Genomic DNA, 25,024 nt, shown 5'->3' with positions numbered 1-25,024 from the left:
GCAAATTAGTTAAACTGAATCAGATACAAAACCTCTCCCCAAACCCCTGTTTTACTCCGAAAGGGGAGAAAAACTCGGAAATATCAGGTAAATTTCATGCTTGGAATCACACTCGGCACTCGCTACAGCATTATCCGTCACTTGGGAGGCGGCGGATTTGCTCAAACTTATTTAGCTGAAGATAAGCAGCTACCAGGTAATCACCTGTGCGTCGTCAAGCAGCTTAAACCTCAAGCAACCGATCCCGAAACTTTACAGATAGCAAGACGTTTGTTTGATACGGAAGCACAAGTCTTATATAAGTTGGGAAATCACGATCGCATTCCGCAACTTTTTGCTTACTTTGAAGAAAATCAAGAGTTTTATCTCGTTCAAGAATTTATCGAAGGCCACGATTTAAGTCAAGAAATTACACCCCCCCAACCCCCCCCTTACCAAGGGGGGGGTTCTTCAGGAAATCCGGGCGGAATGAAAGAAGATGAAGTGATTGCAATTTTGCAGGAACTTCTGGAGATTTTAGATTTTGTACACCAGCAAAACGTGATTCACCGGGATGTCAATCCGCGCAATATCCTGCGCCGAGATCGAGATGGTAAGTTAGTGTTAATTGACTTCGGCGCAGTCAAGGAAATTACTACTCAAATTACTAATTCTCAGCCCAAGAATAGCTTGAGTGTGAGCATCGGAACTCCCGGTTATATGCCCAGCGAACAAGCTCACGGTAATCCGAAACTCAGCAGCGATATTTATGCCGCAGGTGCGATCGCAATTCAGTTTCTCACGGGCATCAATCCCCACCAAATGCCAAAAAATCATGATACAGAGGAAATTATTTGGCAAGATAAAGTATCGGTTAGTCCTGAATTTGCCAAGATTTTAGATCGGATGGTAAAGTACGATTTTCGGCAGCGTTATGCGAGTGCTGGCGAAACTCTGCAAGCTATTAAAGAGTTGCAAAATTCTTTCAGCGGTACTGTTCCGATATTACCTCCGGTTGTTGCTGCAAAAAAGCTGCCTCAACCGCGACAAAAACTATATTTTAAAATTGGCGCAATCGCCAGTTTTATTGGTATCACTATTCTAGCATCAATTTATGGTGTCAATACTTTTAATTCTGCAAATGCAACTGACTTGCACAATCGAGGGATTACTCTTTACAATTTAAGCAAGTTTGAAGAAGCTCTAGCAGCTTACGAACGAGCCATAACTCTCCGCCCGGATTATGCGGAAGTTTGGCAGGAAAAAGCTAAAACTTTATATGAGTTGAAAAAATACAAGGAATCACAGTCAGCCTACGATAAAGCTATAGAATTAAAGCCGGAGTATTTGGAGGCTTGGACGGGACGCGGTTATGCTTTGGATAAGTTAGAACAGTCAAAGGAGGCGATCGCATCTTTTGACAATGCTTTGAAAATCCAGCCGGATTATCCCGCAGCCTGGGAAGGTAGAGGCGATGCTTTGTTAGACTCGCAGCGCTACGAAGAGGCGATCGCATCCTACGAAAAAGCCGTACATTTTCAGCCAAATTTGTACCTTGCGTGGTACAATCGCGGCCAAGCTCACCAAAATTTGAAACAGTACGATCGCGCTGTTGAATCCTATCAAAAAGCCGTTGAAATCAAATTCGACAATTCTGATGCTTGGTACAATTTAGGCAATGTTTTCCTAGAATTGAACAAAAACCAAGAAGCTTTTGAAGCTTATGAAAAAGCGGTGCGGTTTCAGCCTAATTTTTATCAAGCTTGGTATAGTAAAGGCATAGCTTTGCTGAAAATGCGCCGACATGAAGAAGCGGTAGAAGCTTACGAAAAAGCTGTTAAATTAAAACCGGATTATCATCAAGCATGGTATAATTTAGGTTGGTCTTACCACGAATTACGCAAGTACGAATCAGCTATTGAGTGTTACAGTAAAGCCTTGGATTTAAATCCGAAAGAATCTCAAGGCTGGTACAATAGAGGTAATGCTCAGTACAATTTGAAGCGGTACGAAGATGCGATCGCCTCTTACAACGAAGCTGTCTATGTCAAACCGGACTATTCGGAAGCCTGGTACAGCCGCGGTAACGCCCTTGTAGCGGTGAAAAGATTCGGAGATGCGATCGGCTCTTACGACAAAGCAATTCGCTACAAGCCGGATTATGGAGCGGCTGTGGAGGCAAAAAAACGGGCCGAAAGTCAGCCCGGAATCAGCCAGCCACCGCCTAAACAACAATAATTGTTAATTAGGAAAACCGGGCGAATGGAATTCGCGTCTATACAAACAAAACCAGCCTGCGCGGGTTGAAGATAACCGGGCGAATGCAATTCGCGTCTATACAAACAAAACCAGCCTGCGCGGGTTGAAGAAACCGGGCGAATGGAATTCGCGTCTACACAAACAAAACCAGCCTGCGCGGGTTGAAGATAACCGGGCGAATGGAATTCGCGTCTATACAAACAAAACCCGCCTGCGCGGCCGCCTGCGCGGGTTGAAGATAACCGGGCGAATGGAATTCCCGTCTATACAAACAAAACCCGCCTGCGCGGGTTAAAAAAAACCGGGCGAATGGAATTCGCGTCTATACAAACAAAACCCGCCTGCGCGGGTTAAAAAAAACCGGGCGAATGGAATTCGCGTCTATACAAACAAAACCCGCCTGCGCGGGTTGAAGAATTGACCGTTAAAATTACGCGATCTTCTTCAGTCCGCGGAGGCGGACATCGTTTGTATAGGCGCGAATTCCATTCGCCGTCTGCATCTCGGACATCGTTTGTATAGGCGCGAATTCCATTCGCCGTCTGCATCTCGAACATCGTTTAAATAAATACGGTTTTAACCGCCGTATTATTTACTTTTACCTAACAGCAGGACTAATTACCGTAACACGGCGGCTGTCTACCAACATCGGCCAAAAACCGCGATCGCTCAATGCTTTTACCGCCGCAGTAGCAGCGTTTTGATCCGTTGTATAAGCAACGAATAAAAAGGGACGTTGGCCGTAGGAAGCTAAGCCTACTTGCGTACCCAATGCTTGCTTGACTTGGCCGGCTAATTCCGGTTGATTGAAGTAATCTACTAACACGGCGTAACCGGGGCCGAGGGCTTGGGGATTGAACCCACTATTCCCAGTCTGGGGATTGGCGATTGGTTCTGAACCTGGTGCTGGCTGGGGGTTGTAGACTGGCAGGTTTTGGGGAAGTGCTGCTGCGGGCGATCGAACTACGTAAGCTTGCAATCCGACAACATCTTTGATGTATTTAACCCAATCGATCGCAATTTGCGAGTTACGAAACCCACCAACCCTCGTCACAGTATCGTTAATGTACCGACAAACTGTATTGTCATTATTTCCGGGAAAAGAGCGTTTTGCTTTTTCTTGCTGTTCCGGTGTTCGGGTGACAATTAACAGTAGATATTCGTCGGACTTCGGTGGTTCGCAGCTTGACTGAGCTTTAACAGAACTCGCCAAAATTGTCAATGTCAAAATTGCGATCGAAGTAGCAGAAAATAGGGGAATAGACACAATAAAATTGTACAATTCTTCCCTAAATTTTCCTAACTTCGCTGTGGATTTTTGTGCTTGTTTATTCATGCTGTCTGTAGGGATGCGAGGGCATCGGGAATAGTTGCTGACGGTGCTTGAAATTCACCTGTCAGTACATATTCTAATCGCAGTTTTAACCAAGTAATGAACACTGGATCTGTGGAAACAATAGCTGCTGCTGGTTGAGGGCATTTTGCTTTAATGGCTGCCATTGCGGGTGCTTCTAGGAAAGCGGGTTGTTTGACCAACCAGAAGTCTATTTGTTTTTCTTGTTCATGGTAGTTGCGAGTTCTTTCTTTAAACACTTCATCAAGGGCTTCTTCTTCTAGCAAAAAGCGTTGGCTGGCTAAAACGTAGTAGTAGGTTTGCATTTTTGTCGGTTGTTAGGGGTTGGTAGTTGGTGGTGAATGTCGCCTGTATCTGTGAGTTTTGTCGATTAAGGGTGAATGTGCCGAGTTGTGGCAGTTCGAGAACCTTAGACTATTGTGCCGTTTACTTTACCCTATTTGTTGTCATTTTGGGTAGGTGCAGCGCCAGTTATGTCTGAAAAATGATTGGTTTGAGGGGAGTTGGGGGAGTTGGGGATTATTTTTCTGAGGGTTGATTTTTGTGGAAAATTTAGGTGACAATAGTAAATTAGATAGAGTTGTACGTTGAAGAATTACAAATTATTAAGGCAATCTTGGGCTGTCATACCGGATGAGGAGTGGTTTGCATATGGACAGTATTGCGATCGGTATTGCTTGGTGTGTCGCGTGGGGCGATCGACGGAAACCTCAATTTGATCTAAGCGTGTTGCAGGAAATGCGACGGGCGTTGACTTCTGGGGAGGAAGTGCCGCCCCAGGTGAGGGAAATTGTCGATCGGGTGCGGGAACTTCTGGCTATTCCAGAAAATATTTCCAGAGAAGAGTTTCCAGAAACAATTACTGATTTGCAAAATAAATACCCGAATTTGTGGAATCAGCCGGGAAAAATTGGTTTAGTGTACGGCGGTGTCACTAAGGTTAAGCAGTATGTATTTGAAGATGCAAAACTGCCAGACATTCGGGGTGCATCTGCACTACTCGATCGCATAAACTTAGTTGATTTGCCTGCTTTTTTTGGCAAACGTCCTGAATCTGCAAGTGATAAAATTCAGTCTTTAGAAGTAAAAAAATGGCTGGATAAAAACTTTACTGGAGTTCCAAAGCTTTCAGAGGCTTTGATTTCCGAAATGATTGTCTATTCTACTGGTGGCAATATTTTAGCTTTCTGCCCAGCAGCTTTTGTGAATGAGTTAACTGATGCCATTGAAAAACGCTATTCCCATGAAACCATAACTGCTAATTCCTGCGCGGTGGGAGATACGTTTAAGCTTTTAGAAATTCGATTTGGCTTGCTGCGAGACCAGATAGAAGAAACTTTCTGGCTAGATAAATACCGCCCAGAATATAAAAATCCGGTGGTTGCAGCTTATTTTGGCAAGCTGGATAAAGAGTCAAATCAACCTGTCTATTCATCTCATATTGAAGAGGCGTTTATAAATCGCAAGAGTTTTAATGAATTAACTACTAAATTAGCCGTGATGTTTAATCAACGGCGCAGTGGTAATGACTTTGAAGGGAATGACGTTGAAAAGCGTCCCAGCCGCCGCTATCCGCCGATGTTGGAAACGCACCCTTATTTGCAAAGAGATCAGTCGGATCGGCGATCGGCTATCACGCGCGCTACCGACAATCCCGACAATCGCAGTCAAAAAGGTCTTCCGGGGAGTCCTTGGTTTTCGGAAGTTTCTGCACGGAAACGCAAAGCGGGCGATCGGGCTAAGAAGGGAACAATCAAAGACACTCATTGGTACGCAGAATGGCGTCCTGATGTCATTGAAGGTTGGGTTGACAAATTTGAGGATTTCTTAGAAAAGCATCCCGAAAAACTTCAGAAATACTGCGACGACACCAACCTTGAAAACGTTGAGATAGCTCAATCTCTAACTCAGCTTGGCAGTTTGAGTAAAGGTTTTGTAGCTTACATCTATGCTGACGGCAATAACATGGGTGGCTATATTCAAAAAATCACCACTCCCCAAGAGTATCAAGATTTTAGCGAAGATGTTGACAATGCCACTAAATATGCTGTTTATCAAGCCTTAGCCGAGCATCTTCATCCCCGCCAAGTCAAAGAAAATAACAAGTCAGAATCGACTCTTCCCGATGGTGCTTGGATTCATCCCTTTGAGATTATTACGATTGGTGGCGATGATATTATCTTGATTGTACCCGCAGATCGGGCATTGGCGATCGCCAAAACTATCGGCGAACAGTTTGAACAAATCTTGCTCAAACAAGTTCAGATACCGGGCGTGGAAATCAAAGGAAACTATGAAACTAAAACTCAGCCAGAAAAGCCGATCGATCTCAGTAAGTGTCACCGCTACCTAAGTCAAAATGCAGCAGCTAGCAAATGTCAATTAAGCACATCAATCGGCGTGTTAATTGCCGACCAGAAAACTCCGATTTATTATGCCAAAAAACTTTACGAGCAATTGCTCAAATCAGCCAAAAAACGTGCTAAGGATTTAAAAAAACACGGATACTGTGGAGGTACAGTTGATTTTCTGGTAATGAAATCGGTAACTGCCCTTTCATCTAGCATTGAGGACTTCCGCAAGGAAGCATTAACCAAAGACAGTCCTCAAGAACTTAAGTTGTACGCCGCACCGTACACTTTGCATGAAATTGGCGGATTGATTGAGTCGGTCAAAGCGCTGAAAGAAGCTGAATTTCCCAAATCGCAACTCTACCAAATTCGCAGTTTCCTAGAACAAGGGAAAAATACAACGATTCTCAACTACCGCTATTTCCGAACCAGACTCAAAGATGGTAATTCAGAAATACTTAAAAAAGAGTTTGAAGAAGCTTGGTGCAAGCCAAAAAATGCAGAAAATCATGGTAATCTAGCTCCTTGGATGTCTGTGATAGAGGAAAATAAACGAACCGTATATGAAACCATCTGGCGGGAAATTGTAGATATTTACGATTTCATTGAATTAGAAGATTCCCAATTAAGTTCAGAAAGCTCGGCAGAGGCGGAGGTTGAATCATGATTGTTCTCAGGACTTTATCAACGTCAATAGAGACTTACGCACTTACAGCAGTAATTGATACAGCTTTGTGTGTAGGCGCGGGCGGTTCCTCCGGTTCCCTTGCAGATAAGCCAATTGTCCGCAATGCAGAAGGAAATCTGTTAATTCCTGGTTCGCAAATCAAAGGTCGCCTCCGCCACGAATGCGAGAAAATTGCTAGAGGTTTGGGTTGGGAGATTTCCGAGTCCCCTAGTCCTGGAAACATGGTAATTCGCCGAGAAAATGCACCGGATAATTTTAAACGCAGCGAATACGAAGTTTTAGGATATAATGATACTTATCACTGTTTAATTAGTCAAATTTTCGGCGATCCAGTTTTGCCGTCGCGCATAATTATTGACGACTTAATTTGCACAGAAGACCCGGAAAATTTAGCTGAATTTATACGTCCGGGAGTCACAATTAATCGCCGCCGTCGCACCGCTGAAGAAAACAAACTTTACTTTTTAGAGACTTCTCCGCCGAATGTTTCACTGAAGTTTAAAGGTCAAATTCATCTGTTACCAAATTGTCCCAGTTATGCGAAACCTCTGATGTTGGCTGGTTTCAAGCACATTCACGCATTAGGTGGAAGTAAATCGGCAGGTTTGGGATGGCTGAGTTGGGAAACTTTACCGAATTTTGAAGTTACTGATGCAGATTGGGATTGTCTAGCGAAGGGAGGGGAAAATGCAGCGAATTGAACTGGAAATTAAGGTTTTGTCTCCTTTGGCGATCGCGCGCCAGAAACCGGGAGGTTCGATTAGCGAAGCTGTAGACTATATCCCCGGTACGGTGATTCGGGGTGCTGTGGCTGCTCAGATTTTGGATCTATCAAATGGGCGATCGACTGATTTGACCAAAAATGGCGGCGATTTTCAAGCTTTATTCTTGAGTGAACATCCCGCAATTTTTCAAAATGCTTATCCAGCACTGATATTTGATGGCGATCTAGTCTCTAAAGATACATTTGAAGAATATGGAGTTTTACCTGCAACAGCACTCAGTTCTAAAAATAAGCCTGGTTTCAAAGAGGAAGAGGACGATCCAGAAAGAAATGGCGTTTTTGACACTTTAATCGATCGCTTTTGTGCTGAAGGTTATGGACATCCCTACGATCCAAATTGCCCAAAAGATGGAGGGAGAGTCGATTCTGCTGGAATTACTTTTTATGGTAAATTCGACGATATGTATCACAGTCTTAAGGTCAACAAACGCCTACTAACGCGAGTTGGGATTAATCGTCGCAGGGCTACATCGGAGGAAGAAATACTTTACAGCCTGGAAGTTTTGAATGAATCTCAGGAAACCAAACAAAATCCTGTTTACTATCTAGGTGCGATTTTAGTGGAAGACGATTTAGCAGAATCTCTGCGAAATTTCATTCAGGATCGCCATCAAAATTTTCGGTTGGGCGGTTCGACTTCCAGAGGATTGGGGAAAGTTGAAATTCAGACAAAAAATCCTGTTGATGCTAAGATAGATGTGAGCGATCGCATCGATGAATTCAATCAAAGGCTAAAAGAGCGTTGGGACAAATGGGTAGTTTTTGGCAGTCCTATTAAAGAGTCACCAACAAAGCTAACTTACTTCACCCTGGACTTGCAATCTGATGCTATACTGACTGAAAACTGGCGACGTACAACTGTAATATCTGAAAAGATGTTGCACCAGTTTGCAGGGGTTGAAGCTCAAGATAAATCTTTGCGTTTGGAGGCGGCTTACAGCAGTTATGATTTTCTGTCTGGTTGGAATGCGGGCTGGGGGTTGATGAAAGATGTAGAGCTGATTACCACGAAAGGAGCGGTTTATTTGTTCAGTACAACTCAACCAGAGCTTTGGATTCAGAGATTGGGAGAGTTGGAAATGAGGGGATTGGGCGATCGAACTTCTGAAGGCTTCGGTCAAATTCAAATTTGCAACGATTTTCACCTTATATTTAGAGACAAGCCAGTATGAGTATAAGCACAGAGCAAAAAATAGAGTTAGAAGTACAAAGATCTATTCGCCAAGTAGAAGACGATCTAGTCATTTGGATTCAGGATGCTTTAGATACTTGTCAATATGGCAAGTCGGGAAAAGAAGAACTAGAGGAATCACAGTTCCGCAACTTAGTCCGCGTTGCTGACACAACTGATAGTGCAGAAGTTATTAAAAACTTTGTGCGATATCAAGTAGGAAGAGATAGAAAATGGGGAAGGGGGGAAGAATCTTTAGCGACAAGGCTGATTCAAGATATTGATGGTAACATTAAAAATAGTGCTGGAATAATTGCAGAATGTTCTCAAACTGACTTTAAACCTATTTGGCTGGAACTAATTCGCCGTTATTTAGGTTATGGCTCTCGACATCTCAAGTATTTGAAAGATGGACAAAATCTCTAACTATCTATAACAGTCTTCCATAAATTAATAGGAGATTTTGAAATGATTAAGACAGTTATATGCTCCGTGGGTATCAGCGCTGCCAGAAAAATTTCAGGAGTTAAACCGCGGGAGCTAACTAATTGGGTTAGACAGCAACAAAGTATGGAATGTGCTGCTGAAACAATATTTTCTACTTTCCGTGATATCCGTCCAGAAGGAGAAAGCTTGAAGAACGACTTATCCGCGGAAATTCATTCTCTTGTTCGGATTGGGATTACCAATCAAGATAGAATAATTTTGCTTGCTTCAAGTACGGACGACGGATATTGCTGCGCTCTTGCGGTTGAGAAATATCTAAAACATCATTGGGAGGGTATATATGCCAAAGCAGAATCAGTTCCGGGGCTTCAAGTTATAGATCCCGATCTTTTCCGAACAACAGGAGTAGTTGAATTTGTACAGCGCATTATTAAAGAAGTTAATAGCTATGAGGCAAGTAATATTATTCTGAATCCGACTGGAGGATATAAAGCACTGGTTCCTTACACAGTTTTACTGGGGATGTTGAAAGGAGTTAAGTGTGATTATATTTTTGAACAGTCAACTACAGTTATAGAATTACCTCCACTTCCTGTAGAATTTAAGCGATCGCAATTTGAAGCTTATAAAGATTTACTAGAAAAGATTGAGCGTGAGACAGCAATTACTCAAGCAGAATGGGAAAATAATGTCCCTTATTCTGAAAGAGAAGCGTTTAAGCCACTAATTGAGTTTTCCGAGGAAGGAGTAACTATTTCTGGTGTAGGTTTCTTGTTTCTTGAGGAAATGCGTAAACCTTCAGTTTTAGTCCCCTTTCTTTCTCAAAAAGCTATTAGAGATTGTTTTGATAATCTGGCACAACTAAGACAGTGTGATCCATTTGCTTTTTTGTTGAAGGCTGCTAGTTCCAAAGATGGTTTTCAACAATATGAACATATTAACGTTGGGAATGGGTTGCGCTGGCTCAAGCCTGGTAGAACAACCGATCGCTATTTAGTATCTGTGGAAGATTGGCGTATGCTGGTGTGGAGAGCAATCCGCGAAGATCAGGAGGGTCCAAAATATGCAAGTAAGGTTACAGTCGATCCTACAACTGAACGGCGATCGTATGCTCCTTTCATGCGTATGGAATTTGTGAAATAATTGATGTGTTCAGTTGGTTAAGTCTGAATTAACTTAATTACGTAGGTAAGTTTATGTTTGATACATTCAAAAATCGACTGGAAATCACAGGAACACTTACAACAGTAACGGCATTACGCATTAGTGCCGGACGTTCCACTGAGCCCATCGGCTCCGATTTACCAGTAATCAAAGATGCTTTGGGTAGACCTTTAATTCCCGGTTCAAGCTTTAAAGGTGCTCTGCGATCGCGCTTAGAGAGCTTCCTTCGAGGTATTGACCCAAATTTAGCAGAAGATCCGGCTAACTACACAACTTCAACTAGAAACAATCAAGTCAAAGCTTTCAAAGAAAAGTACAAAAATAATGACTTAAATTTAACACAAGAACTCATCGGTATAACCGACGATATTGGTAGTTTATTTGGCACTCCTTGGATGGCTAGTAAATTCCAAGTTCGCGACTTAACCGTACAACCCGATGCGTGGTTTGGACAATATCAAGAACGAGATGGTGTAGCCATTGACAGAGACACAGAAACCGCCGCAGATGGCAAACTTTACGACTACCAAGTTGTCCCCGCCGCAACACCGTTTGATTTTAAAGCAGTAGTTGAAAATGCTCACGATTGGGAATTGGGTTTATTGATGATTGGTTTGCACCAATTTGAGACAGAACAAATACCTCTCGGAGGCGGACGATCGCGCGGCTTAGGTGTGGTTAAACTAGAAATTGACAAAATGCGCTGGATTGATGTCGAAGACCATCCCGAATTTTTGTTAGAATACTTACAAAAGTTAGTCATGGGAGATGAAACGGCTTATGAAGATGCGGCCGATTATAAAGATGAGTGGGTACAAAAGCTGATCGATCGACTGACTCCTAAACAAACCAAATCATCTGAAACTATAACTCAGACACAGTGAGGTAAATATGGCGTTCAGCAATTATCAAGAACTCGGCGAAGTTCTTCAAAATTTTCAGATTTACTACACAGAAGTCAATTTTATAGGCGAAACTGAGTTTGATATTCCTAGCTGCTTTCTAAAAGATTTGGAAATTGTCATTCAGGATGGATTACCTGATGATTCAGAATTTACAATTTGTGAGAACTTAATTTATCCAGTTGTCAAAGAAGTTTGGAAACATTATCGTACTAAGTTTGTTTTGTGGAGTCATAAATATCTCACGGATTGTGAAAACCCTGACAGGTTTCCTGAATATATTTTGGCTAAACGCTCTCATTTGGGAAAAGTCGTTTTTGATAAACCTTATTTGGTATTAGTCGATGCTAAGCAAGATAGATTTCATGAAGGGTGGGTTCAATGTCTTCTTGAAATGATTGTTGCACAGCAGACTGGCGATCGAACAAATAACGCTATCTTTGGAATTGTTTCCCACGGTAGACTTTGGGAATTTGGCAAACTTGAAGGGGATAAATTTATATGCAATAGAAAATCCTATACAATTCAGGAAATCGATCTACTCTTTGCTGCCGTTAACTATGTTTTTCAGCAATGCGAAATTCAGCTAAATGAGTTAGTAGCTGCTTAATTCTAAATCATCTCTCGACCTACTAAACTATGCACAAACGATTTGTCAATCATTGTACCATTGACTTAACTCTCATTCCTGACGGGCCGATTCTGATAAAATCCGGTAAAGAAGGAGCCGATCCGACTAAACCGGATATGGAATTTGTCGAGACTTACCACGCAGGAGGCAAGTCAATTTATCTACCGGGAAGCAGTTTAAAAGGTGCTATTCGCGCTCATGCTGAGAGAATTGTCAGAACCATAGGAACAGATAGTAATCCTAATAATCCAGACATTCTCTGGGCTAACGATCCATTGAATGACAATTACGATTACTTACAGAAGAAATCATCCAGCGATATTTACAAGTTATCTTCATTTACCGATCGCATTTTCGGCAACACTTCAATTGCTAGCAGACTTAGAATAGAAGATGCTCACCCAATTGATAAGAAACAGCTTAAAATTCAAGAACGAAATGGAGTCGCGATCGATCGCGTTTTTGGTTCCGTAGCCGTGGGCCCATTTAACTATCAAGTCTGCACCGCTGGAGAATTTCGCACTAAAATACATCTGAAAAACTTTTCCTTAGCACAATTAGGCTTAATTGGCTTAGTTTTGCGAGACTTAAATGATGGCTGGTTTGGCATCGGTTTTGCTAAATCTCGCGGTTTGGGGACGGTGACAGTAAAATTTAACGAAGCCGTAGTTCAGTATCCCGGTTGTGTATTAGATGAAGATAATCGCCAAATTAAACAAATAGTAAAGCCTGGTCAATGGGGACACGCTTTCTTGCTGGGTGCAGGAGAATTTTTAGAAGTTGATGAAGCCGGAAATTACGGCTTTTCTCAACCCGATCGCGAACAAACTCCAATTGCTGCTGAACCGATGGATTTAGGTTTTGGAGTGCAGCTAAAATGGCAAGGTGATGGTGAGACTGGTGTACCCAATTTATTTAAATGTGCAGTTTCTGCTTGGAGTAAGCTTTTAACAGGTGCTGTAGCATGAATACAGGTTTTGTATATGTTCGATCGCGTTTATCACCGGATGAAGCCAAAAAGTTGCTAGAAGAGTTAGCAACTGAGGAAAGTTACTATTTTGTGCGATCGCCCCACGCAGTCAGTGGCATTTGCAGGAAATTGCCCGATGAGTTGTCTCTCGGCTTTGAAGGGCAGATGTTTAATAGCGATCGCGAATTGCGCTGGAAAAAGCAGGGAAGTACATATGAAGCGTTAATCCTGAGTAGGGTTCCAGCCGATTTAGAGGGATTTGAGGCGATCGGCGAAAATTGGGAATGCTGCGATCGCGCTGCTTACTTTCACAGCCTTGACGAACCCAAATTTCCTAAAACTTTTATCTATAAAGGAGAAAATGACGAAAAAATTGACTCTAAGAATATTACCATAGGTCAGCGATACTTTAAAGACCAAAGAACTGCCACCGTTCATTTTATCGCCCTCACCGTCAGGAGTAAAAAATGACTAATAATCCCGTACCTAAACTCCGAGGTTCTACACCGCCGCCAAGCCGCCCCGTTTCTAATAACTATGCTGGTGAAATCGGAGTGCCTAAACCTTATGAATTAATTAGTTTTCCCAACGAACGCCCGCCGAAAAAAGCTCCTGCCGGACATCACAAATATTTGGTCGATCGCCTGCACGGAACTTTGTTTATCACTTTGAAAGTTCAGACTACTTTGCACGTCTCTACAGGCGTAGTTGTCATGGGTAGCGACATAGGCAGCCGCGTCCCTTTAATCAAAACAATGGTTCAAAATATTGACCAAAAACTATCAATTCAAGGTAGTTCTCTCAAAGGCTGCATCCGATCGGCATACGAAGCCATTACTAATAGCACTTTAGCAGTAATTACATCAAGATACAAAGATAAAATTCCGTCCGATCGCCTGCCTTGTAAAAATAAACAAGAACTCTGTCCGGCAAGTCAAGTATTCGGTGCTTTAGATTGGCAAGGGCTAATTGAATTCAGCGATGCTAAATGCGAAAAAACAGGTTTTGCTACTGGATTTATGCCATCTTTATATCGTCCCCGTCCTGACCAAAGAAGAGCATATTTTGACCAAAGAGGTAATGTAGCTGGACGCAAGTTTTATTATCACACAATTAGAGCGATCGACAAAGGTCAAAATCAAGGCATTACTGTTCAGCAAGCTGCTAAAGAGTATACTTTTAAAACACAGATACAATTCAAAAATTTAACGCCAGCAGAGTTGGGAACGCTTTTGATTGTGCTGGGCCAAGATCCAAAATATGCGATCGCCCTCAAGGTAGGTGGCGGGAAGCCGATCGGCATGGGAACCATGACTGTGGAAGTCACAGCAGCAAGGGTGTTGCAGAACAAGGGAGATTTGCGCGATCGCTATTCTTCCTACAATCCTCCCGAATCTGACAGCATGAATGGCACTGAATTGCAACAGTTCATGCAAAAAAATATTCAAGCTGCTCATTCGAGTTTAGTGCAAGCAACTCAATTGCAAGAACTGGCTGAAGTCTTAAAATATCCGACCGATCGCGAACCTCCAACAGGAATGTATTAAAGATGTCGAATACTGAATTAGTCACAGAATCTTTGACCGAACACCAGTGGGGAATTGCTCACGCGATCGCGCAAACTCTGGTAAAAGAACAAACCGATGTCAATGAATTGGGAAAGGCGATCGCCTATCTTCGCGCTTCAGTCAATGAGTCCAATGCGGGAGCGAGGTTTTTCAAATACTTGAAAACCTTAGTCAGTAATGGCAGACAAATCGGTCACAGCAAAAAAACATCTGACTATTACCAGAATATTGACGAAGCTTGCACCAAGTATCTTCAAAGCGAACAAACTAATCCGCAGAAAATGCTGGAAATTTTAGGTTGGTCAGCACGTCTGATGAGATATTACAGAGAAGCTGTGCCAATTGAGGAAATTGTTGCGCCAGTAGCCGAGTCAGCGCGGCAAGCGGAAATTGCTCAAGTTATGCAGTCTGAAAAGTTTGAAATTGGTCAAATCTTGGCAGCTACTGTTATTGCCGTAAAAGCAAATAAGGTAACTTATGAAATTCTGGGAACTATTAAGCTGACGGAAAAAGAACCCAAAAAAGCTAGTTCTCTCCAAGAAGGACAAGCTGTCGCAGTCAAGATTGTCGCTATCAAGGAAGATGGGAATCTCAAAAGTGTAAAATGTGTGGACTGATCTAGCCATCAAATCTACCAACTTTTACGGATTATAACAATAGTCCGGACAGTGTTTAGGTCGTAGTCTGAAACCCTCGATTTTCCGTTGGCAGCTCGCCCAATCGCCCTAAACCCCTTATTTGAGACTGGACAACCAAAAACTGTCTGCGGAAGTATTGTTACAACAGGGTTGCACATGAGTTATGAAAAGGTTTAGAATGGTTAGTGTAAGATTCTTAAAAACTTTAGTTGTTTATGGATAGCCCCCAAATGGTCAACTCTAAACTATCTCTAGCTAACTCTCAGCCGTTTATGGAGAAATACCAAAACGAATCTGACTATTACTCAGCATTGAACCGTTCCGAGTCCACTCAAAAGAAAGTCAAACAGAAGTATTGTGTAGCTTGCTATACAGTTTTCTGGGGAAATGCTGTTCCAGGCTACTTTGTCTCGTCACAAAAGTCCGAATACCGACTTGTAGCCTAACAGAAAACGGCGCAGCTTAAATAATTAGCTCCTAAAAGCAGCCCATTGTGTCAGCTAGCGTTTGCCTATAAACTAGGAACTGCCCACATGAATATATCCAGTTCCTAGTTTTAAACAAAGCCCAAGAATCTGTGATAGTTTTTCTAAGATAATACCTAAGGATGACACAAATGAATGATGTAGAAAAAAACAAAGTTTATCTGGTGACTGGTGTAGTAATAGCTATTGACGAGAGCGATGGGATATTAATAGCAGGGATGTTATCAGATAGTCCTTTTACTGCGGAAGAGCCAGAGTCAAAACAGACACAAAATTTGGTAGGCAATTTTGCATTTACCAGGCAAAAAGCCAAGTTTTTAAGAGACCGTCTTAATGAATTTTTGCAGGAATAGACAATGACAGTAATCACAAACTCAAGAGCAGAACTTCAAAGCTCAAAATCGAATCCAAAAACTTTTAAATTCTTTGAATTCCCTCCTTCTCCTCTGAAACCAAAGCAGTCATTTAAATCGCCTACTGCTCCTGTTGAAGTACAGGAATTAGTCCAGAAGTTAGCCAAGATAGATGGTGTCGCCAAAGTTAGAGCAATAGCTCCTAGAACGGAAGACATTCACTGGATTGAGTTTGAATTAGAACTATGCCCTGAAACAGAGTTGGATTATGAAACTTGGGACAAAATCCAAGACTTAGTAATTGATTGTGAATGGGATTTACGCGATAAAACTAATGAAAAATGGTACTTTGACGAAAAACTCGTGGAAAAGTTTGTCAAAATCCAAGACGGAGCGAAAGAAGTTGCTCGATCGGAAATAATAACTTTGTCAAGTCCTACAAGTTATTATAATCCAGTTAAGTCTGGCAGTAATTGGTATGTTATAGCTAGAACTTAAAACAATTAGGCGTTGCTGAATAGAGACATAATTCATCGACGATCTCGATACACACGGCAAGGGAGAATAACCGTTCATTCCTACCCAAATTTATATCTGCGATCGGCAACGCCAAAGATTAAATTACTGAACAAACTAGAAAGTAGCTGTTGATTTTTATGCCGAGCGAACAGTCCCATCGCGAACAAGCTAAGAATAATGAAGAGGCGGCACTTAGTATCAGAGATACTTTTCCTGATTGGGCAGTGACAATGTGTTTTTACTCAGCTTTACACTGCATCGAAGCTTATGCAAAGGTTCAGAAAGTCGATCTTGAAGAAAAATATCAAGGTTCCTCATCGCCACACGATCGCCTGTTTGATTATGTTCGTGACATTGCTGACAGGCGAGATAGAAGCTTGGAGAAGGCTTATAAAAATCTGAAAAATGAAAGTCAAATAGCGCGATACTTAACAGGTATGAAAGCAGGTATAAAAACAAGTATAAAAACTAATTCTCGGTTTCATTATACTAGACATACAAAAATAGATGTCGATCGGTCTTTTGATAATCTACAAATAGTTAAAAAGCTATTAAATCCCTGAGAAAAAGATATAAAACTCAGCTTCTAACTTTCACATACTTGAATTTTAAACAAAATAGGGATAGGCTGGTAAGCTTAAGAAGCAAGAGTTTCTTAAGTGAAAAATCAAACAACTGCCAACTTCCCCTAACGGGGACGGAAACAAACTCTTCCGTAATGCTGAATAACAGTCAGATTCATTCTGATAGTTGCTCAGACTTCCCCGCAAGGGGACTTTAATCATCCACCTAATTGACCCAAACTTTCCCGATCGCCCGATCGCCCTTCACCTCCCATAAGGCTAGACTGGTTTAGAGTTTTACCACAAAAATTTCTCCCCCTTCATGAACATCGCCTACCTAGTCAACCAATACCCCAAAGTCAGCCACAGCTTCGTCCGCAGAGAACTCCTAGCCGTCGAAACTTGCGGCCTCAAAGTCGGGCGTTACTCCATTCGATCCTGCGAATCCGAACTCGTAGACGGCGCAGACAAACAAGAACAAGAATTGACCAAAGTCATCCTAGGAGTTGGCGTACAGGGCTTAGCGTTGGGCTTACTCCGCACTGCCGCAACTAGACCAATTCGATTCCTCGAAGCTTTGCGCTTAATGTTCAAAGTTGGCTTACACTCAGAACGCGGGATTTTACTGCATCTAGCTTATTTCGCAGAAGCTTGCATTCTTTTAAACTGGTTCGCAGAATCCGGTACCACACACGTTCACGCTCACTTCGGCACAAATTCCACAACTGTTGCAATGTTATGTCGCGTCCTAGGCGGCCCGACTTACAGTTTCACCGTTCACGGCCCCGAAGAATTTGATAAAGCTACACTTCTTTCCTTAGATGAAAAAATTAAACGATCGACCTTTGTAGCAGCAGTCAGTTCCTTCGGCAAAAGTCAGCTATTTCGGTGGTGCGATCGCGCTTATTGGTCAAAAATCAACGTCATACACTGCGGCGTCGATGCAGCATTTTTAGCCGCACCCCACGTCCCCATACCCGCAGCACCCCGCTTAGCCTGCATCGGGAGACTCAGCGAACAAAAAGGTCATTTGTTACTACTAGAAGCCGCCAGCAAGCTAGCCGTTCAAGGCTTGGAGTTTAAATTGGTATTTGTTGGAGACGGGCCGCTGCGAGCTGAAATTGAACAGCAGATTGCACAACTCAATCTGCAAAACTATATAGAAATTACCGGCTGGGCCAGTGGCGATCGAGTTCAGAAAGAGATTTTAGCTTCCCGCGCCATGGTATTGCCGAGTTTTGCTGAAGGTTTACCCGTCGTAATTATGGAAGCCCTCGCTCTCAATCGACCTGTAATTAGCACCTATGTTGCTGGTATCCCGGAGCTCGTAGAACCCGGTGTTTGCGGTTGGTTAGTTCCTCCCGGTTCCGTAGAAGCATTAGCGGTTGCAATGCGTGCGGCATTGGAAGCACCTTTAGAAAAGCTAGAAGAAATGGGGAAAATAGGAGCCGAACGGGTTGCTCAACAACATAATGTTGATCTAGAGGCAAAGAAATTAGTGGCGCTATTTCAAGGATCTATTCAACAATCATCATAATATAAGAAGACCGGGCGGTTAAAACCGCGTCGATACAGACGAAACCCGCCTCCGCGGGTTGAAGAATTGGCGATTTCAACCGCCGAATTATCTTTAGTCCGCGGAGGCGGACTTTGTTTGTGTAGACGCGGTTTCAACCGCCGTCTTATCTTTTTAAGGAATAGCAACTTCTCTCAACAACTTATCAACAATCGTCTTCGCCTTCCTTCCCCCCGCCGGAATCAACCGATGAGAAAGTACGTGCGGCGCTAAATCCTTCACATCATCCGGGGTAGCAAAATCCCGCCCCGAAATAAATGCCAATGCTTGAGATGCCCGGTGCAACGCCACCGCACCACGGGGACTCACGCCTAGAGTAATCTCTTCATCCTGGCGAGTCGATCGCACCAAATCCACAATATACTGCTTCAAAGAGCCTTCCACCTGCACCGCAGCGCACAAACGGCGCAATTCCTGCACCTGTTCCAAGGAAATACAAGGCTGCAAATCTTCCACAGCAAAAGTATCAGACAGCCGTTCCAACATTTGCAACTCTTCCGACGCAGCGGGATAGCCCAACGTCAAAGACAAAGTAAATCGATCCATCTGCGCTTCCGGTAGCGGAAAAGTGCCTTGATATTCGATCGGGTTTTGAGTTGCAATCACAAAAAACGGCGCCGGAACATTCCGAGAAACTCCATCTACCGTCACCTGCTTTTCTTCCATCACTTCCAGCAAAGCAGATTGAGTTCGCGGCGTCGCCCGATTGATTTCATCCGCCAGCAAAACATTAGCAAAAACTGGGCCCGGCAAAAACTCAAACTTGCCACTGCTAGGATTCCAAATATTAGTACCGGTAATATCCGTTGGTAACAAATCGGGAGTACACTGAATTCGTTGAAACTTCCCATCGATCGATCGCGCTAAAGACTTCGCTAACAGCGTTTTTCCCACACCAGGCACGTCTTCCAGCAGCGCGTGTCCGCCCGAAAGCACGGCTACAAGTACCAAGCGAATAGCATCCGCTTTACCGACAATTGTCTTGCCTAGATTTTGTTTGAGCCGCTCAATATGTTCTCTCATATCCCTGATTTTTAAGTAGAAGGAAGAAGGAAGAAGGAAGAAGGAAGAAGGAAGAAGGAAGCTTTTTAGCCTTCCGCATTTTACCTTAATTACGTTGATTTACTTAATTGCTAATTGCTAGTTGTTAATTGCTTGTTCTTTTATTCTCACTCAGCCTGCGCGGACTTCGTTTTTGTACACGCGATTTCAATCGCCCAAGCAAAACTATACACAATGGATTCATAATTAGGACGGGCTAGAAGCCCATCCCACAATTATTTTTCTTGTGGGATGGGCTTCTAGCCCGTCCGAAATTTTGCTTAAAAAAACTTTTGCAAGAGATCTATTCATCATTGGCAGCTAACACCTTTCTAGCAACATCACAATCTGCCTGAATTTGATTTTTGAGAGCATCCAGAGAAGCGAATTTTTGTTCGGGTCGCAAAAATTCTATCAAACTTGCGCTCAAGGTTTGACCGTACAAATCCCCAGACCAATCTAACAGATGAACTTCTACAGTTAGTTGTAGACCGTTTACCGTCGGGCGGCAACCAACATTCATCACCCCATTTATGAATGATAAATCTGATGCTTGGCGCGGAATTAGAGATTGGGGATTTTCCCACTTATAGGCAGAATTTTCATCTTTTTTGATGATTCCGCCTCCATCCTTCACCGAGACTCGCACCGCGTACACGCCAAAACGCGGCAAAAATTTTTCCGGTGGCAGTTCGATATTAGCAGTCGGAAATCCGATCGTCCTACCCAGCCGCTGTCCGCCCACCACAGGCCCGACTAAACTGTAAGGCCGCCCCAGCAACTTATTCGCTTTTGTGAGGTCGCCGGATGCTAAACCTTCGCGGATCGCGGAACTGCTGATTCGATCGCCCTCATCGCAATTGTGCAGGGGTATCAGCGCAACATCAATACCGTAACCCGAGGCGATCGACTGCAAATCTACAGCCGTCCCAGCACGTCCGCGTCCGAACCGAAAATCCACCCCCACACTAATACGACTCGCTTGCAGTTGCCGCACCAGAATTTCCTCGACAAACTCAGCAGCAGTCAATGCTGCCAATTCTCGATCGAACGGCAGCAGCACAAGTTGCTCGACACCCATTGCTGCGAGCAATTCTACCTTTTCTGCCAGAGGTGTCAGCAGTTTTTTGGGTTGACCTGTAAAAAATTCTTGCGGGTGGGGATTGAATGTCACCACAGTACCGTAAAGCCGATCGCCCGCAGCATCATCGCGACCAGAGAGGCTGTTGCCCTCGGCCCGGGGGTGCGCCACGATCGCACCATTGAAATTCAGGGCGCTGCGGGCTGTTTCCGGCAGTGCTGCTGAGTCGTTTTCCCAGCTTGCCGGATGTTCGCCTTCCAAATTTTGATCTCTGCCAGCGTTTGGGCGCAAGTTTTGCCCCGACGCAGAAACCGTCGCAGAAGTTAGCCCCGGCGATCGATTTAAAATTGGCTGCACGACTTGTTGATGCCCTAGGTGCAAACCATCAAAGTTTCCCAAGGCAACAGAAGTTGGAGTCAGAGCAGCGGTTGAAGAAGAAGTTATCCACACGCTTAAGATTTTGCCATACTTAGCCAGATTGCGATCGCCAGTCGATTTTAGATTTTAGATTTTAGATTTTAGATTTGACTCCACAGAATCGATACTGGGAGTTAGAACTTCGATCTAAACTTTTTGGTTCTCTACGACTTAAGCCGGGGCTTGTATCCGTCTTTGAGTCAGGTCAGCCCTCACTTAAATTTTAGATTTCAGACCTCAAGATTTACCATAAAGAATTGGTTGAAAGCCTCTCTCTTTGAGGGAGAAATAAAAATCAGACTATTCATTACTCCCATCCTCTTCCTTGTAGATGCCGCTCTCAAACTGTCAACTGTCAACTGTCAACTGTCAACTGTTTAAGAACCATCTGGCAATCTCAAATCCATCACGCAGGCACTTTAGGGGCTTCCACCGACCCTTCAGACGACCCTTCAGACAAATCCTTGTTTTGAGGAGGCAGCAACTGTAACGACAAACCTTCCCGCGCCATCAAACTGTTCGGGAACCTTTGAGCCACTTGCTCTCCCACCTTGTCTAAAAACTCGTCATTGTGCAGCGGATCGTGGTGAAAAATCACCAACTTTTTGACATTAGCAGCCTTTGCCACCTTCACCGCTTCCTGCCAAGTCGAATGTCCCCAGCCAACCCTGCTAGACTTTTCCGAATAATACTCATCATCCGTATAAGTAGCATCATAGATCAGCACCTCAGCATCGCGAGCCAAATACAGCACATTTTCGTCCAAACGATCGGGAAAATGTTCAGTATCAGTCACGTAAGCAGCCGCATAACCCCGCCAGTTGACGCGGTAGCCGATCGCTTCACCGGGGTGGTTCAACAAAGCTGTTTCCACCTTAATCTCTCCGATTTCCATGGGTTCACCCACTTCTATATCGTTAAATTTCAGGTCTGCCCCCATAATTTGCAGGGGCACCGGAAAATTAGGGTGGAGCATCTGGTCGTTGAGTCGCTGCTGGATAGTAGCTTGATTAGGAGTAGGAGCAACGGCCCCATAGATGTGAAAACAATTGCCTTTAATAAAAGCTGGGACAAAAAATGGGAATCCTTGAATGTGATCCCAGTGAGTGTGAGTAAAAAACATATGAGCTTCTACGGGCATCTGCGACAGGAGAGTTTGTCCCAAAACCCGCAACCCAGTACCGCCATCGAAAATTAGGCGGCTGTCACCCACTCGCATTTCTATACAGGGCGTGTTGCCCCCGTAACGTACTGTTTCAGCTCCGGGAGACGCTATACTACCTCTAACGCCCCAAAAGTGAACCGTAAATTGGTTTTGCATACTAGACATGGGTTTTCCTGCAAGATTGTTCCGGCGAGCCATCGATAAGGTGTTTACATAATATTAGTAAGGCTTTTACCATCAAACCCAAGCTTTTTGACGGTCTAGTTTCCCACTTGTTGGAAGTGCCAAGAGTCTCGCTTCCCAGAAAATGCAAAACTGTTGGGCTTGATAACTGAGGAATAAATTACAAGGTGGACTGATGAAGTCTCGATCGTAACTATTCTTTTCTCTCTTCACTAGCGTAACCGATACTTTTTTGCTAACATTCGTCAACAAATACATAGGCTGAGATGTTCTCTCAACCAAGGTGTATCAACCGATGCCCGCAAGAAAATCCCGCGAGCACCATTTAGATCCCTGTTCATGCAGCGTCCATCTCGGTCTCTAATAACACGAGAACCGCCAATCTTCTTGACTTCTCCAGTCCAAGAAACTGTCTTTGATGTATAAGCTTCGTTGATGTCAGTCAGGGCTACCTTACCTGACTCCCAAGCTTTCCATTCAAGATGTTTCTTGAACTGATAATGAGATAAAGTCAGCATCTGACGCACGGTTTTAGAGCGAATTTTGCGACGTGACTTGCTAACCATCTTTGAAGATTCAAATGATGGCAATAAGATGACATCGAAATTATCAACTAAGAATTTAGCAGTCTTGTCGTGCAACTCTTTAACCATGTGTTGAACCTTGGACTTCAACCTGTCAGCAGCCTTTTTAAATCTTTTCTTCTGCGCGCTAGGAGATGCGCTCATTTTTGAGATTAACCTGTCTAGCTTGAAGCACAGTTTTTGGATTTGAAGATTGGAGTCATTGCCGAGATATCCGTAAGAACTCTCGGAAATAAAAGTCATGAACGTGCGAACACCGGGATCTAAGGCAACCACGCGACCTTGGTTGTCGGTCTGACGCGGCTGCACTTCTTCGGAGACAATTAGATAATACTCGCCATAGGCAAGCATTAGCCGTCCGTCACTGAAATCCTTGGGTAATGCCTCTTTCAGCTTTGACCGACCCAATATTGTGTGATAGATGCCACAATCTTTGATTGCAGATTTAGGGATGTAAATAGATTGCTTTGTATCCTTGCGACTGCGGAATTTACAGCGACGCACTTGTCCGTCTTTTTTGAAGTCTGCTTTGGCTTTTTTGACGGCTTGACAGGCGTCTTTAATTGCAATTGATTTAATTTGAAATGGAACCGATGACGCCCAGTCAGGTAATGAGTTGAGAATCCCTGTCTTGATCGTTAGCCAGTTGGCTTTGGTTCCCGGCTCCTGTAAGTATTTAATTGTTGCATTAAATACGAATCGGGAAACACCGAACCATCTTTTCAACAGAGCTTTTTGTTCAGGGCTGGGGAATATTCGGATCTTTCTTGATTTTCTGGCTGTAGCTCCTGAGGCCGTGCATTCGGCAACGGTAGCCGTGAAGGATGGCAAGAAAATCGGCTGTGAGTTCGGTTTCAGGGCAGTGAAAAGGGTTTGAGAGAACCAGGAGTTCTCCACCGTTTTGCTTGACCATAAACTCGAATAGCTCAAATCCGAATCTGCTTTAGATGTCTCTACAGGCAACAACAATCTTGAGCTGATCTGTGCGCATAACTCTGACCAGTAGGGCTTGCAGTCCTTTTCTCTTAAAGTTGAGTCCAGAGCCGATGCCTTGGAGGATTTCAGCTTCTGGATATCGTTCTCGCATAAATTCAACTTGCCTAGCAAGGTCGTCTCGCTGTTTGGTTGAACTGACGCGACATTCGCAAATAGTTCCCACGACAATTGCACCGCGCTGGTATGACTCAACATCGTAGAGTCTTTGTCCTGCTTCGTTTTTGATGCTTTTGATCTTGCCTTCATCGGAGAACTTCCTGATATGTGTTTGCGTGCAAGCCCAGAAATTTGACTCATGAGTCTGAGTGGTATATATGCCATTCACTCAATCTAGGCGGTTTGTTACCAAATGTTAACATTCGTTAGAAAACTATATACTGTTGATTTACCCCATCTCAAGTGAAGTTTCTTTCCAGAGGATTATTTAACGGGCGATGCCGCCGTCCTTGGAACTTTTGCCGTCCGATTCCGAGTGACTGGAACTTTTGCCCGATCGCTCCCTAAAATAAAAAGGAAATCCTCTGCGGTCGTACTCGATCGAGGTCGTACCGAGGAATGGGATTCGGTCGTGCCAATTTAATGCCCTACCTGAAAAAATTATAGCTGATGGCAACGCATCTGTTTGCTGGCAACGCTCGACTCCTACTCAGCTTTTGTTCTAGTTTGGGAGGGCGATCGACATTTTCTTCAAAAATCTTAGCCAATGAGGCTGGTTTGAAACGCTGCACAGCTTGACAGCGAGCTGGACGGACCGCCGTAGGTGTCGGCCACAGCATCCAAAAAGTATGATTTGATTCATGGCAGAAGCATTTCTCAACTGTAGGCCTCCGATCCCAACCACGATCGCAATCAGTGATTCTACCCAATTTTTCAATTATTTAATCTAAAATCGGAAATGGTATGACACCGGGCGTAGCGAGATCCCAGACTGTTGGCAAAAGGCTATATTTTCGTCGCGCAGTTCTCGGCGGGCGAATTCCAGCACTCAAAATACCCGAAATTTCTGAAATTGTCAATTTTTGTGTTTTTTGCCGGCACCCAACTCCGATCGCCTTTGAACTCAAAAGTCAGTGAGAAATATTCGTGCGTTACCTGTTGTGCTTTTCCCAACTATCTTCAATCAGTCTTTTGCGAGTAATAAGTTCTCGGAATTTG

Annotated in this window: 26 protein-coding genes; 19 read left to right on the top strand and 7 right to left on the bottom strand. The window is 43.6% G+C overall.

Features of this window, described 5'->3' with window-relative positions; genetic code table 11:
• Window positions 1-96: 96 nt before the first annotated feature.
• On the top strand, window positions 97-2,217 hold the full coding sequence (locus JGK16_RS04145; RefSeq protein ID WP_293202793.1) for a serine/threonine-protein kinase: 2,121 nt from the start codon (window positions 97-99) through the stop codon (window positions 2,215-2,217).
• A 619-nt stretch (window positions 2,218-2,836) separates the two neighbouring features.
• Here JGK16_RS04145 and JGK16_RS04140 read toward each other — a convergent pair.
• The gene (locus tag JGK16_RS04140) at window positions 2,837-3,574 is read right to left on the bottom strand and encodes a hypothetical protein (protein ID WP_293174793.1); all 738 of its coding nucleotides are present in this window, start codon (window positions 3,572-3,574) and stop codon (window positions 2,837-2,839) included.
• Window positions 3,571-3,897: an MgPME-cyclase complex family protein gene (locus JGK16_RS04135; protein ID WP_293174790.1), complete on the bottom strand. Its 327-nt coding sequence runs from the start codon at window positions 3,895-3,897 to the stop codon at window positions 3,571-3,573. The genes JGK16_RS04140 and JGK16_RS04135 overlap by 4 nt, the downstream gene beginning before the upstream one ends.
• Before the next feature lie 346 nt (window positions 3,898-4,243).
• Between JGK16_RS04135 and cas10 the strand changes: the two genes are divergently transcribed.
• From cas10 to JGK16_RS04055, 16 genes are all read left to right on the top strand, one after another.
• A complete protein-coding gene (cas10, locus tag JGK16_RS04130) occupies window positions 4,244-6,610 on the top strand; it encodes a type III-B CRISPR-associated protein Cas10/Cmr2 (protein WP_293202790.1) in 2,367 nt (788 codons plus the stop codon).
• Entirely contained in the window at window positions 6,607-7,332 is a 726-nt protein-coding gene (locus JGK16_RS04125; protein WP_293189665.1) for an RAMP superfamily CRISPR-associated protein, read from the top strand. Before cas10 ends, JGK16_RS04125 begins: the two co-directional genes overlap by 4 nt.
• A complete protein-coding gene (gene csx10 / locus JGK16_RS04120) occupies window positions 7,319-8,587 on the top strand; it encodes a CRISPR-associated RAMP protein Csx10 (RefSeq protein WP_293174781.1) in 1,269 nt (422 codons plus the stop codon). Before JGK16_RS04125 ends, csx10 begins: the two co-directional genes overlap by 14 nt.
• Complete coding sequence (locus JGK16_RS04115) at window positions 8,584-9,012, top strand: hypothetical protein (protein WP_293174778.1); 429 nt, start codon at window positions 8,584-8,586, stop codon at window positions 9,010-9,012. Before csx10 ends, JGK16_RS04115 begins: the two co-directional genes overlap by 4 nt.
• A 42-nt stretch (window positions 9,013-9,054) precedes the next feature.
• A complete protein-coding gene (locus JGK16_RS04110) occupies window positions 9,055-10,176 on the top strand; it encodes a putative CRISPR-associated protein (protein WP_293174775.1) in 1,122 nt (373 codons plus the stop codon).
• A 53-nt stretch (window positions 10,177-10,229) separates the two neighbouring features.
• Window positions 10,230-11,081, top strand: coding sequence for a CRISPR-associated RAMP protein Csx7 (csx7, locus tag JGK16_RS04105; RefSeq protein WP_293174772.1), 852 nt, complete (start codon window positions 10,230-10,232; stop codon window positions 11,079-11,081).
• Window positions 11,082-11,088: 7 nt separating this feature from the next.
• Window positions 11,089-11,709, top strand: coding sequence for a hypothetical protein (locus tag JGK16_RS04100; RefSeq protein ID WP_293174769.1), 621 nt, complete (start codon window positions 11,089-11,091; stop codon window positions 11,707-11,709).
• 29 nt (window positions 11,710-11,738) lie between these two features.
• The gene (locus tag JGK16_RS04095) at window positions 11,739-12,698 is read left to right on the top strand and encodes an RAMP superfamily CRISPR-associated protein (protein WP_293174767.1); all 960 of its coding nucleotides are present in this window, start codon (window positions 11,739-11,741) and stop codon (window positions 12,696-12,698) included.
• Window positions 12,695-13,171 (top strand): hypothetical protein, encoded by a 477-nt coding sequence (locus JGK16_RS04090; protein WP_293174764.1) that lies wholly within the window; start codon window positions 12,695-12,697, stop codon window positions 13,169-13,171. The genes JGK16_RS04095 and JGK16_RS04090 overlap by 4 nt, the downstream gene beginning before the upstream one ends.
• Entirely contained in the window at window positions 13,168-14,247 is a 1,080-nt protein-coding gene (locus JGK16_RS04085) for an RAMP superfamily CRISPR-associated protein (RefSeq protein ID WP_293174761.1), read from the top strand. The genes JGK16_RS04090 and JGK16_RS04085 overlap by 4 nt, the downstream gene beginning before the upstream one ends.
• A gap of 2 nt (window positions 14,248-14,249) precedes the next feature.
• Entirely contained in the window at window positions 14,250-14,885 is a 636-nt protein-coding gene (locus tag JGK16_RS04080) for a hypothetical protein (RefSeq protein WP_293174758.1), read from the top strand.
• 236 nt (window positions 14,886-15,121) lie between these two features.
• Window positions 15,122-15,352 carry a hypothetical protein gene (locus JGK16_RS04075; RefSeq protein WP_293174755.1) on the top strand — a complete coding sequence of 77 codons (231 nt, stop codon included), beginning with the start codon at window positions 15,122-15,124 and terminating at the stop codon, window positions 15,350-15,352.
• Between the two features lie 170 nt (window positions 15,353-15,522).
• Window positions 15,523-15,744 (top strand): hypothetical protein, encoded by a 222-nt coding sequence (locus tag JGK16_RS04070; protein ID WP_293174752.1) that lies wholly within the window; start codon window positions 15,523-15,525, stop codon window positions 15,742-15,744.
• A 3-nt stretch (window positions 15,745-15,747) separates the two neighbouring features.
• Window positions 15,748-16,242, top strand: a complete 495-nt coding sequence (locus JGK16_RS04065; protein WP_293174749.1) for a hypothetical protein — start codon at window positions 15,748-15,750, stop codon at window positions 16,240-16,242.
• A 158-nt stretch (window positions 16,243-16,400) separates the two neighbouring features.
• On the top strand, window positions 16,401-16,826 hold the full coding sequence (locus JGK16_RS04060; RefSeq protein ID WP_293174746.1) for a hypothetical protein: 426 nt from the start codon (window positions 16,401-16,403) through the stop codon (window positions 16,824-16,826).
• A gap of 322 nt (window positions 16,827-17,148) precedes the next feature.
• Complete coding sequence (locus JGK16_RS04055) at window positions 17,149-18,363, top strand: glycosyltransferase (RefSeq protein WP_293174743.1); 1,215 nt, start codon at window positions 17,149-17,151, stop codon at window positions 18,361-18,363.
• 153 nt (window positions 18,364-18,516) lie between these two features.
• Here the strand turns inward: JGK16_RS04055 and JGK16_RS04050 are convergent, their stop codons facing one another.
• The 5 genes from JGK16_RS04050 to JGK16_RS04030 form a co-directional block, all read right to left on the bottom strand.
• Window positions 18,517-19,425 (bottom strand): MoxR family ATPase, encoded by a 909-nt coding sequence (locus JGK16_RS04050; protein WP_293174740.1) that lies wholly within the window; start codon window positions 19,423-19,425, stop codon window positions 18,517-18,519.
• 322 nt (window positions 19,426-19,747) lie between these two features.
• Window positions 19,748-20,974: a bifunctional riboflavin kinase/FAD synthetase gene (locus tag JGK16_RS04045; RefSeq protein ID WP_293174737.1), complete on the bottom strand. Its 1,227-nt coding sequence runs from the start codon at window positions 20,972-20,974 to the stop codon at window positions 19,748-19,750.
• A 373-nt stretch (window positions 20,975-21,347) separates the two neighbouring features.
• Window positions 21,348-22,271, bottom strand: coding sequence for an MBL fold metallo-hydrolase (locus tag JGK16_RS04040; RefSeq protein WP_293174734.1), 924 nt, complete (start codon window positions 22,269-22,271; stop codon window positions 21,348-21,350).
• 263 nt (window positions 22,272-22,534) lie between these two features.
• Window positions 22,535-23,770, bottom strand: a complete 1,236-nt coding sequence (locus JGK16_RS04035; RefSeq protein ID WP_293174989.1) for a transposase — start codon at window positions 23,768-23,770, stop codon at window positions 22,535-22,537.
• Between the two features lie 46 nt (window positions 23,771-23,816).
• Window positions 23,817-23,960, bottom strand: a complete 144-nt coding sequence (locus JGK16_RS04030; RefSeq protein ID WP_293174987.1) for a hypothetical protein — start codon at window positions 23,958-23,960, stop codon at window positions 23,817-23,819.
• A 515-nt stretch (window positions 23,961-24,475) separates the two neighbouring features.
• Between JGK16_RS04030 and JGK16_RS04025 the strand changes: the two genes are divergently transcribed.
• On the top strand, window positions 24,476-24,604 hold the full coding sequence (locus JGK16_RS04025) for a hypothetical protein (protein ID WP_293202787.1): 129 nt from the start codon (window positions 24,476-24,478) through the stop codon (window positions 24,602-24,604).
• Between the two features lie 165 nt (window positions 24,605-24,769).
• On the top strand, window positions 24,770-24,943 hold the full coding sequence (locus tag JGK16_RS04020; RefSeq protein ID WP_293174728.1) for a hypothetical protein: 174 nt from the start codon (window positions 24,770-24,772) through the stop codon (window positions 24,941-24,943).
• The last annotated feature ends 81 nt before the right edge of the window (window positions 24,944-25,024 follow it).

This window comes from Microcoleus sp. PH2017_09_SFU_O_A (genome assembly GCF_020738625.1).
In the GTDB taxonomy this organism is placed as follows: Bacteria; Cyanobacteriota; Cyanobacteriia; order Cyanobacteriales; family Microcoleaceae; genus Microcoleus.
Note: the sequence above shows the minus strand (reverse complement) of the source record. Positions and strands in the feature narration are given on the sequence as shown.